This is a genomic window from Pseudoduganella lurida (assembly GCF_007830455.1).
GTDB lineage: Bacteria > Pseudomonadota > Gammaproteobacteria > Burkholderiales > Burkholderiaceae_D > Rugamonas > Rugamonas lurida.
In genome coordinates this window covers 102,884-117,229 of sequence record NZ_VLLB01000009.1, presented here as the reverse complement: position 1 = coordinate 117,229, position 14,346 = coordinate 102,884, and the positions used below count along the sequence as shown (strand labels likewise).

Annotated in this window: 14 protein-coding genes; 5 read left to right on the top strand and 9 right to left on the bottom strand. The window is 66.3% G+C overall.

Features of this window, described 5'->3' with window-relative positions:
- Window positions 1–126 precede the first annotated feature (126 nt).
- A complete protein-coding gene (gene mutS, locus IP91_RS21425; RefSeq protein WP_145651771.1) occupies window positions 127–2,862 on the top strand; it encodes a DNA mismatch repair protein MutS in 2,736 nt (911 codons plus the stop codon).
- The gene (locus IP91_RS21420) at window positions 2,859–3,929 is read left to right on the top strand and encodes a hypothetical protein (protein ID WP_199754694.1); all 1,071 of its coding nucleotides are present in this window, start codon (window positions 2,859–2,861) and stop codon (window positions 3,927–3,929) included. The genes mutS and IP91_RS21420 overlap by 4 nt, the downstream gene beginning before the upstream one ends.
- 6 nt (window positions 3,930–3,935) lie before the next feature.
- On the opposite strand, the gene IP91_RS21415 is transcribed toward IP91_RS21420, so the two are convergent.
- Complete coding sequence (locus tag IP91_RS21415) at window positions 3,936–4,490, bottom strand: FKBP-type peptidyl-prolyl cis-trans isomerase (protein ID WP_145651769.1); 555 nt, start codon at window positions 4,488–4,490, stop codon at window positions 3,936–3,938.
- A 115-nt stretch (window positions 4,491–4,605) separates the two neighbouring features.
- On the opposite strand from IP91_RS21415, the gene IP91_RS21410 reads away from it, so the two are divergent.
- The 3 genes from IP91_RS21410 (at window position 4,606) to IP91_RS21400 (ending at window position 6,842) form a co-directional block, all read left to right on the top strand.
- Window positions 4,606–5,739 (top strand): cupin domain-containing protein, encoded by a 1,134-nt coding sequence (locus tag IP91_RS21410; RefSeq protein WP_145651767.1) that lies wholly within the window; start codon window positions 4,606–4,608, stop codon window positions 5,737–5,739.
- A gap of 33 nt (window positions 5,740–5,772) precedes the next feature.
- A complete protein-coding gene (locus tag IP91_RS21405) occupies window positions 5,773–6,243 on the top strand; it encodes a DUF7931 domain-containing protein (RefSeq protein ID WP_145651766.1) in 471 nt (156 codons plus the stop codon).
- Between the two features lie 323 nt (window positions 6,244–6,566).
- Window positions 6,567–6,842 carry a hypothetical protein gene (locus IP91_RS21400; RefSeq protein WP_145651764.1) on the top strand — a complete coding sequence of 92 codons (276 nt, stop codon included), beginning with the start codon at window positions 6,567–6,569 and terminating at the stop codon, window positions 6,840–6,842.
- 392 nt (window positions 6,843–7,234) lie between these two features.
- Here IP91_RS21400 and bamC read toward each other — a convergent pair whose 3' ends face one another.
- The 8 genes from bamC to IP91_RS21360 all read right to left on the bottom strand — a co-directional run bounded on the left by bamC (window position 7,235) and on the right by IP91_RS21360 (window position 14,264).
- Complete coding sequence (gene bamC / locus IP91_RS21395) at window positions 7,235–8,413, bottom strand: NlpB/DapX family lipoprotein (protein WP_229474789.1); 1,179 nt, start codon at window positions 8,411–8,413, stop codon at window positions 7,235–7,237.
- A gap of 91 nt (window positions 8,414–8,504) precedes the next feature.
- Window positions 8,505–9,383: a 4-hydroxy-tetrahydrodipicolinate synthase gene (dapA, locus tag IP91_RS21390; RefSeq protein ID WP_145651762.1), complete on the bottom strand. Its 879-nt coding sequence runs from the start codon at window positions 9,381–9,383 to the stop codon at window positions 8,505–8,507.
- An 80-nt stretch (window positions 9,384–9,463) separates the two neighbouring features.
- Entirely contained in the window at window positions 9,464–10,045 is a 582-nt protein-coding gene (locus tag IP91_RS21385) for a class I SAM-dependent methyltransferase (protein WP_145651926.1), read from the bottom strand.
- Window positions 10,046–10,087: 42 nt separating this feature from the next.
- Window positions 10,088–10,762, bottom strand: a complete 675-nt coding sequence (locus IP91_RS21380; protein WP_145651760.1) for a site-2 protease family protein — start codon at window positions 10,760–10,762, stop codon at window positions 10,088–10,090.
- Window positions 10,763–10,880: 118 nt separating this feature from the next.
- A complete protein-coding gene (locus tag IP91_RS21375; protein ID WP_145651758.1) occupies window positions 10,881–11,504 on the bottom strand; it encodes an L-threonylcarbamoyladenylate synthase in 624 nt (207 codons plus the stop codon).
- 11 nt (window positions 11,505–11,515) lie between these two features.
- Complete coding sequence (gene htpX / locus IP91_RS21370) at window positions 11,516–12,385, bottom strand: protease HtpX (RefSeq protein ID WP_145651756.1); 870 nt, start codon at window positions 12,383–12,385, stop codon at window positions 11,516–11,518.
- Window positions 12,386–12,487: 102 nt separating this feature from the next.
- The gene (locus tag IP91_RS21365; RefSeq protein ID WP_145651924.1) at window positions 12,488–13,321 is read right to left on the bottom strand and encodes a 3',5'-nucleoside bisphosphate phosphatase; all 834 of its coding nucleotides are present in this window, start codon (window positions 13,319–13,321) and stop codon (window positions 12,488–12,490) included.
- 58 nt (window positions 13,322–13,379) lie between these two features.
- Entirely contained in the window at window positions 13,380–14,264 is an 885-nt protein-coding gene (locus IP91_RS21360; RefSeq protein WP_145651754.1) for an alpha/beta fold hydrolase, read from the bottom strand.
- Window positions 14,265–14,346: the final 82 nt, after the last annotated feature.

Sequence of the window (14,346 nt, the reverse complement as noted above, 5' to 3'; positions counted from 1 at the left end):
TGCAGATGGCAGTGGAAGAAGCTCGCCAGTCTACCCGGGATCGCACGGCGCTGCTGGCGCGGGGTGCCAGGCAGCAGCACCGCGCGCACCACCCGGAAAGCCGCCGCCCCGCCCAAACGGGGTAAAATGCCAGCCCAACCGCAACGCCATCACAGCCGCACCGACTCCATGAACGTCCCGTCCGAAATCAACGCCGCCGCCGTCAAGAACAGCCCCGCCGAAAAAGTTACGCCCATGATGCAGCAATACCTGCGCATCAAGGCGGAACACCCGACGATGCTGGTGTTCTACCGCATGGGCGATTTCTACGAGCTGTTCTTCGACGATGCGGAGAAGGCCTCGCGCATCCTCGGCATCACGCTGACGGCGCGCGGCAACGCGAACGGCGTACCGATCAAGATGGCGGGCGTGCCGTTCCACTCGCTGGACGGCTACCTGGCCAAGCTGGTGAAACTGGGCGAGTCGTGCGCCATCTGCGAGCAGATCGGCGACCCGGCCCTGTCCAAGGGCCCGGTGGAGCGCAAGGTGATGCGCGTGGTTACCCCCGGCACGCTGACCGATTCGGACCTGCTGCCGGAAAAATCGGAACGCCCCCTGCTGGCCCTGTCGATGCTGGTGCAGCGCAAGCAGGTGACGGCGGGCCTGGCCTGGCTGTCGCTCGCCTCGGGCAACCTGAAGCTGATGGAGTTCTCCGGCGACCAGCGCAGCGTCAACGCGCGGCTGCAGCAGGAACTGGAGCGCATCGTGCCGGCCGAGATCCTGCGTGCCGATGGCGCAAATGACAATCAGCTGTTCGACGAGATCACCATCTGTCACGTCAACCAGGTGCCCGAGTGGCATTTCGACGTGGTGCATGGCCACAAGGCGCTGCTCGACCAGCTGGCCGTCGCCACGCTGACGGGTTTTGGCGCGGACGGCATGGGTCCCGCGTTCGGCGCGGCCGGCGCGCTGCTGCGCTACGCCCAGTCGACCCAGGGCCGCGGGCTGCAGCACGTGCGCAACCTGGCCTGCGAAACGGAGTCGGAGTTCATCGGCCTGGATGCCGCCACGCGCCGCAACCTGGAGCTGACGGAGACCATCCGCGGCCAGGAATCGCCGACCTTGTTCTCGCTGCTGGACGGGTGCCGCACGGCGATGGGCTCGCGCCTGTTGCGCCACTGGCTGCACCACGCGCGGCGCGACCAGTCGGTGGCGCGCGCCCGCCATGACGCCATCGCCGCGCTGATGGAGGACGATGCCACCGGCTCGTTCGGCTTCCACCTGCAGCAGGTGCCGGACATCGAACGCATCACCACCCGCGTGGCCCTGCAGACGGCGCGGCCGCGCGACCTGGCCGCCCTGCGCGACGGCATCGGCCAGCTGCCCAAGCTGCAGAAGACGCTGGAACGCATCCTGCCGGCCGAGCGGCCCGATAGCCTGCTGCATCGCATCCACGAACAGCTGGCCACGCCCGGCCCGTGCGTGGACCTGCTGGTGCGCGCCGTGATGCCGGAGCCGGCCACGATGGTGCGCGATGGCGGCGTGATCGCGCGCGGCTTCGACGCGGAGCTCGATGAACTGCGCGGCCTGTCCGAGAACGCCGGCCAGTTCCTGGTCGACCTGGAGACCCGCGAGCGGGCCCGCACCGGCATTGCCAACCTGCGCGTCGAGTACAACCGCGTGCACGGCTTCTACATCGAGGTGACCAACGGCCAGGCCGACAAGGTGCCGGAAGACTACCGCCGCCGCCAGACGCTGAAGAACTGCGAGCGCTACATCACGCCGGAACTGAAGGCCTACGAGGACAAGGCGCTGTCGGCCCAGGACCGCGCGCTGGCCCGTGAAAAAGTCCTGTACGACCAGCTGCTGGTCGACCTGGCGCCGCACATCGGCTGCCTGCAGACGATCGCCGCGGGCATCGCCCAGCTGGACACGCTCACGGCGCTGACGGAACACGCCATGCGCAACAACTGGTGCGCGCCGCAGCTGGTCGAGGAGGCCTGCATCGACATCCGCGAAGGCCGCCACCCGGTGGTGGAAAACCAGATCGAACGCTTCATCGCCAACGACTGCCGGCTGCTGGCCGAACGCCGCCTGCTGCTGATCACGGGCCCGAACATGGGCGGCAAATCGACGTTCATGCGCCAGATCGCGCTGATCACGCTGCTGGCCTACATCGGCAGCTACGTGCCGGCGGCCAGCGCCACCATCGGCCCGATCGACCGCGTGTTCACGCGCATCGGCGCCACCGACGACCTGGCCGGCGGCCGCTCGACCTTCATGGTGGAGATGACGGAAGCGGCAACGATCCTGAACGGCGCGACGGACCATTCGCTGGTGCTGATGGATGAAATCGGCCGCGGCACCTCGACCTTCGACGGCCTGGCACTGGCGTGGGCCATCGCGCGCCACCTGATCGACACGAGCCGCAGCTTCACCCTGTTCGCCACCCACTACTTCGAGCTGACGCAGCTGCCCGAGAGCCATCCCACGGCGGCCAATGTGCACCTGTCGGCCGTCGAGCACAAGGACAGCATCGTGTTCCTGCATGCGGTGCAGGACGGCCCGGCGTCGCAGAGCTACGGCCTGCAGGTGGCGCAGCTGGCCGGCGTGCCGCAGCCCGTCATCAAGGCCGCGCGCAAGCACCTGGCGAAGCTGGAAGCGCAGGCCCTCACGTCCACGCCGCAGCTCGATCTGTTTGCAGCGCCGTCAGCGGCCGAGCCGGATGACGAAGCGCCGCAGGGGCCATCGGCAGCCCAGCCCGCGGCCGATCCGCGCCTGGCCGAGCTGCTGGCCGCGCTGGACGACGTGGATCCGGATGCCCTGACCCCGCGCGAAGCGCTGGAGCGCCTGTACCAGCTGAAGCGCCTCGCTCCGGCATGAAGCACCGCGCCGGTCGGGCCCTGCTGCTGTGCGCCCTGCTGGGCGCCCTGCCCTGCGCCACGACGGCGCGGGCCGCCCCGGCCCGCGACAAACCGTTCGAGTTCGTCGTGATCGGCCACGCCTTTGCCGGCGGGACCGACGACGCGGACCTGAAGCGCACGCTGGTCCGGGCGGACAGGCTGAAGCCGGCCTTCGTGGTCGCTGCCGGCATCAAGTCGGCCGAGGAACCCTGCAGCGACAAGCTGTACGCGCAGCGCCGTGCCCTGCTCGACCAGGCCGACCAGCCCCTGCTCCTGGTCCTGTCCGGCAGCGACTGGACCGGCTGCCGCAATTCGGCGGGCCGCTCGAATGCCATCGAACGGCTGAACCGCATCCGCGAGATCTATTTCGACGAAGAGGCGCTGGGCGAAACGCGCCTGGAACTGTCGCGCCAGTCGATGATCGCCAAGTTCCGCAGCTATGCGGAGAACGCCCACTGGGAGGTGCGCAACGTGCTGTTCGCCACCATCAACCTGCCGGCGCCGAACAACCACTACCTGCTGGAAGCGGGCCGCAACAGCGAATACGAGGACCGGCTGGTGGCCAACCGGGCCTGGCTGCAGCGGCTGTTCAGCCTGGCCAAGCGGCGCAAGCTCGATGGCCTGGTGCTGTTTTCCGATGGCGATGTGCGCATCCATGCCGAACAGGGATTCTCGCTGCTGTCGGGGTTCTCGACGAAGCAGGACGGCTTTGCCGAAACGCGCCGGCTGATCCGCGTGCTGGCCGAGAAGTATCCGGGCAAGGTGCTGCTGGTCGATACCCACAAGCCGGCAGCGGCGGAACCCGTGGCAGAAGGCGCGGTCGCGCCGGGCACGCTGACCTGGCGCGGCAACCTGGGGCATGTGACCTTGCCGGACGCGTGGCACGTGGTGCGGGTGACGCCGGGCGACCCGGTGCAGTTCGCGCACGAAGCCGGGCATGGCGAGGAGAAGACGCAGGTAAAAGGCAACGGGCAGCCGAAGCCGCCCGCCGGGTCCGCGAAAAAATCCTCCGCGAAAGGGGAGCGGCCGCAGCCGCCCCTGAAATAACGACGATCAGTGGATCGGGTGGCTGCGGAAGTGGTCGCCCTCGCCGCCCTCGTCGCCGTCATCGCCTTCGTCGTCACCGTGGTGGTGGCCATGGGCGCCGTGCACGTGTTCGTGGGCGATTTCCTCGTCCGTGGCTTCGCGCACTTCCAGCACCTTCAGGTCGAAGCGCAGGGCCATGCCGGCCAGCGGATGGTTACCATCCAGCACGACCTTGTCTTCGGCGATATCGGTCACGGTGAAGATCATCGCTTCCTCGTCGCTGTCGCCATCGGGCATGCCTTCGAACTGCATGCCCACTTCCAGCGGTTCCGGCAGGCGCGCGCGCGGCTCCACTTTCACCAGTGCGGGATCGTAGTCGCCAAAGGCATCGTCCGGCTCGATCTGGATCGTGTTGGCGTAGCCGGCTTCCTTGCCGTCCAGCTCTTCCTCGATCTTCGGCAGCGTGTTCTCGTACCCGCCGTGCAGGTACACCATCGGCTGGCGGCCGTCTTCGATCAGATTGTTCTGCGCGTCGGACAGCTTGTACTGCACGGTCACGACGGTATTCTTGGCGATTTTCATTGCGTTTCCTTTCTTTATAAGCTGGCGCGATTATACTCCCTGCCCGCGGGTGCCGTTCCTGGCGCGCGAGCAGCCGGGATGGCCGGTACGCGCAGGCCATCCCTTATAATGGGGCATGAAAAATTCCGCGCCACTCCGCCTTCTCGGCGATATCACGCCAGCGCAGTTCCTGCGCGACTACTGGCACAAGAAACCCCTTCTGATCCGCGGTGCCATTCCCGGCTTCCAGCCGCTGCTGCCGTTCGACCAGCTGGCCGAGCTGGCCACCAAGGACTATGTCGAATCGCGTCTCGTCACCGCCACCGGCGGCGAATGGGACATGCAGCACGGCCCGCTGCAGGACCTGCCGGCGCGCACGCAGCGCGAGTGGACGCTGCTGGTCCAGGGCGTGAATCTGCAAAGCGATGCGGCCGATGCGCTGCTGCGCCAGTTCCGCTTCGTGCCCGATGCCCGCCTGGACGACCTGATGGTCAGCTTCGCCACCGATGGCGGCGGCGTGGGCCCGCACTTCGATTCGTATGACGTGTTCCTGCTGCAGGCCGAAGGCCAGCGCCGCTGGAGCATCGGCCCGCAGAAGGACCTGACGCTGGTCGATGGCCTGCCCCTGAAGATCCTGGCCAAGTTCAAGCCGACCGAGGAGTTCGTGCTGGAACCGGGCGACATGCTGTACCTGCCGCCCCACTACGCGCACGACGGCATCGCCATCGGCGACTGCCAGACCTATTCGATCGGCTTCCGCTCGCCGTCCTACCAGGAACTGGGCGAGGCCTTCCTGCAGTTCATGGCCGATTCGATCGACCTGCCGGGGCGCTATGCCGATCCGGAACTGGCGCCGTCGGCCAAGCCGGCCGAGATCCCGCAGGACATGCTGGGCAAGCTGGCCGACGAGCTGAACAAGATGCAGTTCACCGAGGACGACTTCACCATCTTCCTGGGCGAATACCTCTCCGAGCCCAAGCACAATGTGTTCTTCACAGGCCCGGACGAGCCGCTGCCGGCCGGCCGATTCGCCAAGGCCGCGGCCAAAAAGGGCGTGAAACTGTCGCGCAAGACGCAGATGCTGTACCGCGGCAAGAACGTCTTCATCAACGGCGAATCGTTCGCCATCGGCCGTGCCGACAAGGCGGCGCTGGAGGCCCTGGCCAACCACCGCCAGCTGACCGGGACGGAAGCGGCGGGCGCCTCGGAAGACGTGCTGGAAGCCCTGTACGCGTGGTACACGGATGGCTGGCTGGAACTGAACGACTGAATTCAACGACGCAGTAATCGACAAGGAGAGCGCATGGACAGGCAGCCGTTCGATACCCGCGCCGGTTTCCAGGCGCAGCTGGACCAGTGCCTGTCCCGCGCCCGCCTGACCTTGCAGATGTTCGATGCAGACTTCGGCTGGTGGGAGCTGGGCAGCACGCGCAACGACGCGCTGCTGCGGGCGTTTTTCGGCCACGGCGGGCGGCTGCAGCTGGTGGCGCACAGCAACGCCCGGCTGGAGCGGGATGCGCCCCGCTTCCTGCGGCTGCTGCGCGATTATGGCCACCTGATCGAATGCCGTGTCACGAACCGGGCGCTGCAGATGCTGACGGATTCCTTTTGTGTCGGGGACGGCCACCACATCGTCCGGCGCTTCCACAGCGATTATTTTCGCGGCGAAGCATTTTTTGATGCCCCTTCGTCAACCAGAACGGCTCTGGAACGTTTTAACGAAATCTGGACCGAAACCCGGCCCGGCCTGCACGGTAACGTGACAGGGTTGTAGCGGCGGATTCGGTACAATTTTGCCTGCACGACAGGTAGTGTATTAAGTAGGTGAACAAGGCAAGCCGGTAGTGGGCCGCAAGGCAACCGAGTATCGCAACTATAGTCATACCAGAAACATTGTGTTACGCTAAATAGTTGCAGAATGCTCTTGTGTTGCTATTGCGACTCATGAAAAATCGCTATAATATTCTGTTAGGAAGTTTCCGTTGTCGAGGGCACCATTTGGTCCGAAAGACCACGAAACGCCCTAATGAGCGATAATTACCGGTAATTATTCATCGCAACATCGTTATTAATTTGTGAATTAATTAAGGAAAACAAATGAAAAAATCCCTGCTGATCGCCTCCCTGCTGGCCGTTGCTCTGGCTGCTTGCTCGAAAAAAGAAGAAGTGCCTGCTGCTCCAGCTCCAGAAGCCACCGCTCCTGCCGCTCCAGCTGCTGACGTCGCTGCTCCAGTCGCCGCTCCTGCTGACGCAACGGCTCCTGCCGCTGCTGACGCTGCTGCTGCTGCTGCCGCCGCTTCGGACGCTGCTTCCTCCGCTGCATCGGCTGCTGCCGCTGCTTCGGACGCTGCTTCGGCTGCTGCTGCCAAGTAATTGGTACCGGACGGCTGCCTTCGGGCGGCTGGCCTGATAGAACCGCCCTTCGGGGCGGTTTTGTTTTGGGCGGAAGGTTTTGTCGGTCGTCGCGCCGCGGGGCCTACCCTAAGCGCCCGCGGTTATTACCTCGGTTGCGGGCCTTTTCGCGGGTATGCAACCTTCTGCTCGCACCTCGATGGCGTTGGCAAACTGCTGGGGTCCGCCTTCTCCTCGCACCTCGATAGCGTTGGCAAACTGCTGGGGTCAGACCCGCGATAATGGCAGTGACCAAGCTCGAAGCCTCGGGCGCTGTGGGTCAGCCCCCTGCCGTGCGGCGGCCCTTTGCGACTTCTGGCTCCCAAAACAAAACCGGCCAAGCGGCCGGTTTTGTTTGGTCGAGCAGGCTGAAATTACTTCAGCTCATCCTGCAGCAGCGACAGGATCTTTTCCGCCGTCGGCGAGCTGTTGGCCACGCCCTTGTTGTCCTGCACGGCCACCTGGCTGGTGTTGCCGCCTTCGGCCGCCTTGACGGTGATGCGGTAGCGCTGCGCTTCCTTGTCGGCATCCGACGAGCCCCAGCTGAACAGGCGCTTCAGGAAGCCCTTCTTCTCGACATCGTCCGCCACGTAGCGCACGAAGTACACGCCCTGCACGCGGTCGCGGTCTTCCACGGTGAAGCCGGCACGGTCCAGTGCCAGGCCCACGCGGCGCCACGAGCGGTCGAAGCCTTCGTCCGTTTCCACGTAGCGGCCGGCGCCCTCGCCTTTCAGCGTGGCGTGCAGCGGCTGCACGATGGCGTTGTCGACGGCCGTGCGGGCGGCGGCGCCTTCCGTGCCGCCCAGCTTCACGAGCAGGCGCGACAGGAATTCCGCTTCCAGGTTCGGGTCCGATGGACGGGGCGTCCACTGGACGATTTCCTTTTCCGGACCGGAGGCGACTTCTTCCGCGCCGCGGTGGCTGATGAAGATCTCGGTCGAGCCATCGGCATTGCGCTCGATGCGGGTGCGGTACTTGTCACGCTCGCCCGTCGAATAGGCCGAATCGAAGACGCGGCCGATGGTGCGGCGGATGATGCCTTCCGGGATCTTGGCGCGGTTCTCGTTCCACTCCGTTTCCAGCAGGCCGGCCGTGGCATTGTCCACCACCAGCGTGAAGCCGTTCTCTTCCCAGAATGCCTTCAGCTTCGGCCACAGGACGTCCGCCGGCTGCTTGACGACCAGCCAGCGCTGGTTGCCGGAGCGCTCGACGCGGATCTGCGAGTTGCCGGTGGTGGCGACCGTATTGCCGTCGGCGGCTGCACCGGGCGCTGCGCCAGGCAGTGCGGCACCGGCCTGGCCGGCACGCTGCGCGGCATAACCGGAAGCGGTGGCCACGCCGTTGCCGCCCGTGTCCGGCAACGCATAGCGGTTGTCCTTCTGCAGCTGGGTCAGGTCGGGCGGCACGTCCAGCGTGGACGCCTTCTTGGCCGATTTGTAGTCCACCGTGGTTTTGCCGACCACCGATTCGACCATGCCGCAGCCGGTCAGGCTGAGCATCATGACGCCGAGCACGAGGCTGGCTTGCGGAGTGGAGAAAGCTTTCTTGGTCATGTGGTTACAGAAGTAAAAGCTGAAAACAGCGGGATGATCGTCGCGGCGGCAGGGCCACCGCGGTCGTGGCACGTCGAAGTTCCGGCGGAGACTAGGCCAGGACGCCGGCGTCGCGCAGCGCGGCGCGCACGGCCGGCTGGCATTCGGCGGCAAGCGGCACCAGTGGCAGGCGGATGCCGGCCGGCATGCGACCCATTTCCGCCAGCGCCCATTTCACCGGCACCGGATTGGGCTCGATGAACAGTTTCTGGTGCAGCGGGAACAGCTTGTTGTTGATGGCGACCGCGCGGGCATTCTCGCCGGCCATGGCGGCGGCGCACAGCTCGGCCATCGCGCGCGGTGCCACATTGGCCGTCACGGAAATATTGCCCTTGCCGCCGGCGAACATCAGCGCCATCGCGCTCGGATCGTCGCCGGAATACACGGCGAAGTCGGCCGGCACCTGGCGCAGCAGGTCGAAGCCGCGGCCGATATTGCCGGTGGCATCCTTGATGCCGATGATGTTCGGGACAGCCGCCAGGCGCGCAACCGTCTCGTTGGACATGTCCGCCACGGTGCGGCCCGGCACGTTGTACAGGATCACGGGCAGGTCCACCGCTTCGGCGATCGCCTTGAAGTGCTGGTACATGCCTTCCTGCGTCGGGCGATTGTAGTAAGGCACCACCTGCAGCGTGGCATCGGCACCGGCTTCCTTGGCATAGCGCGTCAGCACGATGGCTTCGGCGGTGGAATTGCCGCCGCTGCCCGCGATGACGGGGATGCGGCCGGCCACGCGGTCCACGCAGGCCTTGATCAGGGCACAGTGCTCGGCCACGGTGACGGTGGCCGACTCGCCCGTGGTGCCCACGATGACGATGCCATCGGTGCCCTCGGCGATATGCCAGTCGATCAGCCGGTCCAGGCTTTCATAGTCGAGACTGCCGTCCGCATGCATCGGGGTGACGATTGCAACAATGCTGCCCTTGATCATAGATGGAACCACTTGCTAAAAGTTTTCAAAACGTCGATTGTAGACGATCGCCTGCTGCCGTGGTGCATTTCGCACTGGAATCAGTCCTCTGGTCGGCCTTGCGGACTGCCCAGCAGCGTGGCCTCGCGGGGGAAGCCGGGCCGCACGGCGCAGATCCGCTGCACCATGGCCTGCGCCGGATTTTCTTTCCCACGTACATTAACGACGCCCTCCTCGAATGCGATGACACGCAGCCCATGCTGCCCTGCCAGTTCCAGCAGCTCGCCCGCCTTCAGCAGGAAATCGGGATTGCTGGGCTTGCCGAACGCGGCGTTGCCCTCGGCGAAGGTTTCGTAGACCAGCATGCCGTTCGGCGCCAGGCTGCCCAGCATGTCCGCCAGCAGTGGCCGGTGCAGGTAATTCGTCACCACGATGCCGGCAAAGCGCTCCGGGCCGAACGGCCACACGGCGCCCTCGCCTTCCAGGTCGATATCGCTGGTGACGATGCCGGGACCGGCGGCTTCGGCCAGCGCGGCCGGATCGCGGTCGACGGCGATCACGGCATGGCCCAGGCCGACCAGGTGCCGCGCATGGCGGCCGCGGCCACAGGCCAGGTCCAGCACTTCGCCGCCGGGCATCAGGGGAGCGAAACGGCGCACCCAGGGAGAAACTTGGTCGATCATCATGGTATTTCTCGGTTCGGCAGATCAGTTCAGCAAATCGGTTCAGTTCAATAACAGCGCCGCCAGCGGCAGGACCAGCAGGTTGACCAGGGCCAGGAAGCCACCCACCAGGCGCCCCAGGATCGGGCTCAGCAGGCCCGTGTACATCAGCACGATCAGGCCGAGGAAGATCCAGGTCGTATGGCGCTCGATGCGCGCATAGCCGCGCGCCAGGCTCATCGGCAGCAGCGACGTGACGATGCGGCCGCCATCGAGGGGCGGCACGGGCAGCAGGTTGAACACGCACATCACGGCATTGACCTTGACGCCGGCTTCCGCCATCTTCAGCAGGAACGGCTCGCTCACGTTCATGCTGGCCATCAGCACCAGCGCGACCATCCAGCCGATGCCCATCGCCAGGTTGGCCAGCGGGCCGGCGGCGGCCACGAAGCCCATCTGCTTCTTCGGATTGCGCAGGCGCCCGTAATCGACCGGCACGGGCTTGGCGTAGCCGAACGGCATCTGGATCGCCAGGTACAGGACCAGCGGCAGCACGATGGTGCCGAACGGATCGATGTGCTTCGTGGGATTCATCGACAGGCGGCCCTGCTGGTAGGCGGTGGGGTCGCCGAAATAGCGCGCCACGTATCCGTGCGCAGCCTCGTGCAGGGAGATCGCGAACAGCACCGGGATCGCGTACACGGCAACGGTCTGGATGGATTGGCTCAGGTCAGTCATCGGGGCAAAATTTTACCAGACAGCATCATGCTGCCCGGCGGGTTTCAGGGAAAGGAAGAGGTAAAGTTGGGCAAAGATCGCCGGACCGAGGCCGGCTGCGGTTCGGTCCGGACGGGTGCTACAGCCCGACCACGGCCGGGTCGCCGCGGCCCAGGCGCACCAGCGTCGGCTCGGCACCGGACAGGTCGACGACGGTCGTCATCTCCATGCTGCAGGCGCCGCCATCGATGATCAGGTCGATCTGCTTGCCGATGCGGGCCTCGATCTCCTCCGGGTCGTTCAGCGGTTCCGTCTCGCCGGGCAGGATCAGCGTGGACGAGATCAGCGGTTCATCCAGCTCGCGCATCAGCATTTCCGCGATGGGCGACTCCGGCACGCGCAGGCCGATGGTCTTGCGCGACGGATGCGACAGCCGGCGCGGCACCTCGCGCGTGGCCTCCAGGATGAACGTGAACGGCCCCGGCGTGGCGGCCTTCAAGGTGCGGAACTGCTTGTTGTCCACCCGCGCATACACGCCGATCTCGGACAGGTCGCGGCACAGCAGCGCCAGGTGGTGCTTCTCGTCGATGCCGCGGATGCGTCGCAGCTTTTCGACGGCCGCCTTGTCGTCCACGTGGCACACCAGTGCGTAGCAGGAATCGGTGGGGATCGCCACGACGCCGCCGCCGTGGATGATCTGGGCCGCCTGCTTGATCAGGCGGGCCTGCGGGTTCTGGGGATGGATCTCGAAATATTGTGCCATGGGTTCCGGGCTTACCTGAGTGCCTGCAATGCGGCGATGCGTTCTTCGAACGGCGGGTGGGTGGAGAACAGCGCGGACCAGCCGCCGCCGCCGGAAATGCCGGACGCGGCCATGTTCTGCGGCAGGCCGCCCGGTTCCACGCCGGACAGGCGCGCCAGCGCGTTCTGCATCGGGCGGGTGCTGCCCAGCAGCTTGGCCGAGCCGGCGTCGGCGCGGAATTCGCGCTGGCGCGAGAACCAGGCCACGATGATCGAGGCCAGCAGGCCGAACACGATCTCGCAGACGAACACGGTGATCATGTAGCCGGGGCCGCGGCGTTCCTCGTTCTTCAGCAGCACCTTGTCCACGAAGAAGCCGACGATGCGCGCGAAGAACACCACGAAGGTGTTGACCACGCCCTGGATCAGCGTGAGCGTGACCATGTCGCCGTTGGCGATGTGCGCCACCTCGTGGCCCAGCACCGCCTCGACTTCCTCGCGGTTCATCGACTGCAGCAGGCCGGTGGACACGGCCACCAGCGCGGAGTTTTTAAACGCGCCGGTGGCGAAGGCATTCGGCTCGCCGTCATACACGGCCACCTCCGGCATGCCGATGCCGGCGCGCCCGGCCAGGCCCTGCACGGTGGACAGCAGCCACTGCTCGGTGGAATTCTGCGGCGCATCGATCACGCGCGCGCCGGTGGTCCACTTGGCCATCGGCTTGGACAGCAGCAGCGAGATGATGGAACCCGTGAACCCCACCACCAGCGAAAACGCCAGCAGGCCGCCCATCTCCAGCTGCCCACCCGCACCGGGACGGCCGATGCCGAGCAGCGACAGCACGATGGACAGCACCAGCATCACGGCGAGGTTGGTGGCGATAAACAGAATGATGCGTTTCATGGCGAGTCTCCGGTCAAAAAAGGCCGTGATTCATGTAAGGTTATTCGTGGAAAATACAAGCGTGCCGCCTGCCAATATTGGCCTGCGGGAATTAAAGCCGTCTTAAAACCAGTCGTGCCAGACCGGCGTGACATTGGCCGGCAGCGGCGGCAGCGCGGCGAATTCCACGCGGGCCTCGCCGGGCGCATGGAAATCCGTGCCGCGCGAGGCCAGGAAGCCGTAGGCATTGGCCAGCTGCGCGTAGACCGGATACTGGTCCGGCGTGTGGCTGCCCGTGACCACTTCGATGGCGCGGCCGCCCAGGGCCTTGAACTCGTCGAACAGGGCGCCCTGCTGCAGCGGCGTGAACCGGTAGCGGCCGGGGTGGGCGATGACGGCAATGCCGCCGGCGCCGTGGATCCAGCCCAGCGCTTCCTTCAGGGTGGCCCAGCGGTGCGGCACGTAGCCCGGTTTTCCTTCGCTCAGGTACTTCCGGAACACTTCCGGCGTGTTCGCGCAATAGCCCTCGCGCACCAGGAAGCGGGCGAAGTGCGTGCGCGACATCAGCGCCGGGTTGTCGACGAAGTCCAGCGCGCCTTCGTAGGCGCCGGGGATGCCGGCCCTGGCCAGCTGCACGCCGATCTCGCGGCCGCGCGCGTCGCGCCCGGAGCGGGTGTCGGCCAGGCCCTGCAGCAGCGCCGGATTATGTTCGTCGATCTGCAGGCCCACGATGTGCACCGTCTCGCCGCCCCACGTGATGGAGATCTCCACGCCCGGGACGAAGCGCATGCCTTCCGACGCCGCCGCCGCACGGGCCGCGGCGATGCCGCCCACTTCGTCATGGTCCGTGAGCGCCCACACATCCACGCCCGCCTGGCGCGCATGGCGTGCCACCGCGGCCGGCGCGAGAACGCCGTCGGAGACATTCGAATGGCAGTGCAGGTCGACTTTCAGCATGGTGGATTGGGTGCTCATGAGGCGTCATTGTACGCTGCCTGCGCGGCGCCTGTCGCCCTCACCGGCCCCGGCCGAGGAAGTCGTCGAGCAGCGCCGCCAGCATGGCCGGCTGGTCGTGGTGCAGCATGTGGCCGGCATCGGGCAGCATCTTCGCTGTCACGTCGGCCAGGTTGGTCATGCGCCGGTCCACTTCCAGGCGGCCCGCTTCCCGGCCGCCCAGCCACAGCCACATATTGGTGTCGGCCGCCTCCACCCATAGCACGGGCGCCGTGATGCGCCGCCAGCACGCCATGATGTCGTCCGCGTGGTACGGCAGCGGGCTGGCCCGCTTGTGCACCGGGTCGCCCAGGATTTCCCACTCGCCGGCGGCATTCCGCGCCGACCAGTGGCCCGCCAGGAAGGCGGCCCGTTCGTCCGTCAGGCGCGGGTTGGTCTTCTGCAGCCGCGCCGCCACGGCCTGCAGGGTCGGATAGCCACGCATCTCGGGCGGCGCCTGCAACTGGTCCAGCCAAGTAGCGTAGCGCCCCGGCGCATCCTCCGGCACGGCGCTTTTCAGGCCGAAGCCCTCCAGGTTGACGAACCTGCGGATGCGCGCCGGCCGCACGCCCGCATAGATGCCGGCGATATTGCCGCCCATGCTGTGGCCCACCAGGTCCACCTGTCCTTCCGGCTGGTAGTGCAGCAGCAGCGCTTCCAGGTCCGCCAGGTAGTCGGGGAACCAGTAGGTGTCCGCGCCGGACCGTTCGGTCAGGCCGAAGCCGCGCCAGTCCGGCGCGATCACGTGCCAGTCGCCCTCGAGATGGTCGACGACGAACTGGAACGAGGCGCCCACGTCCATCCAGCCATGCAGCATGAAGAGCTTGGGCGCGCCGTCGCGGCCCCAGTGACGGACGTGGGTGCGCAGGCCGCGCACGGTGAGGAATTCGGAACGGGATGGGGTCATCGATGGCTCTCGGGTAAGCGCGGCCTTGAAAACCGGTGCCGCGGCGCCACATGCGGACCTTCGGTTTCGCAAGCCGCAGGGC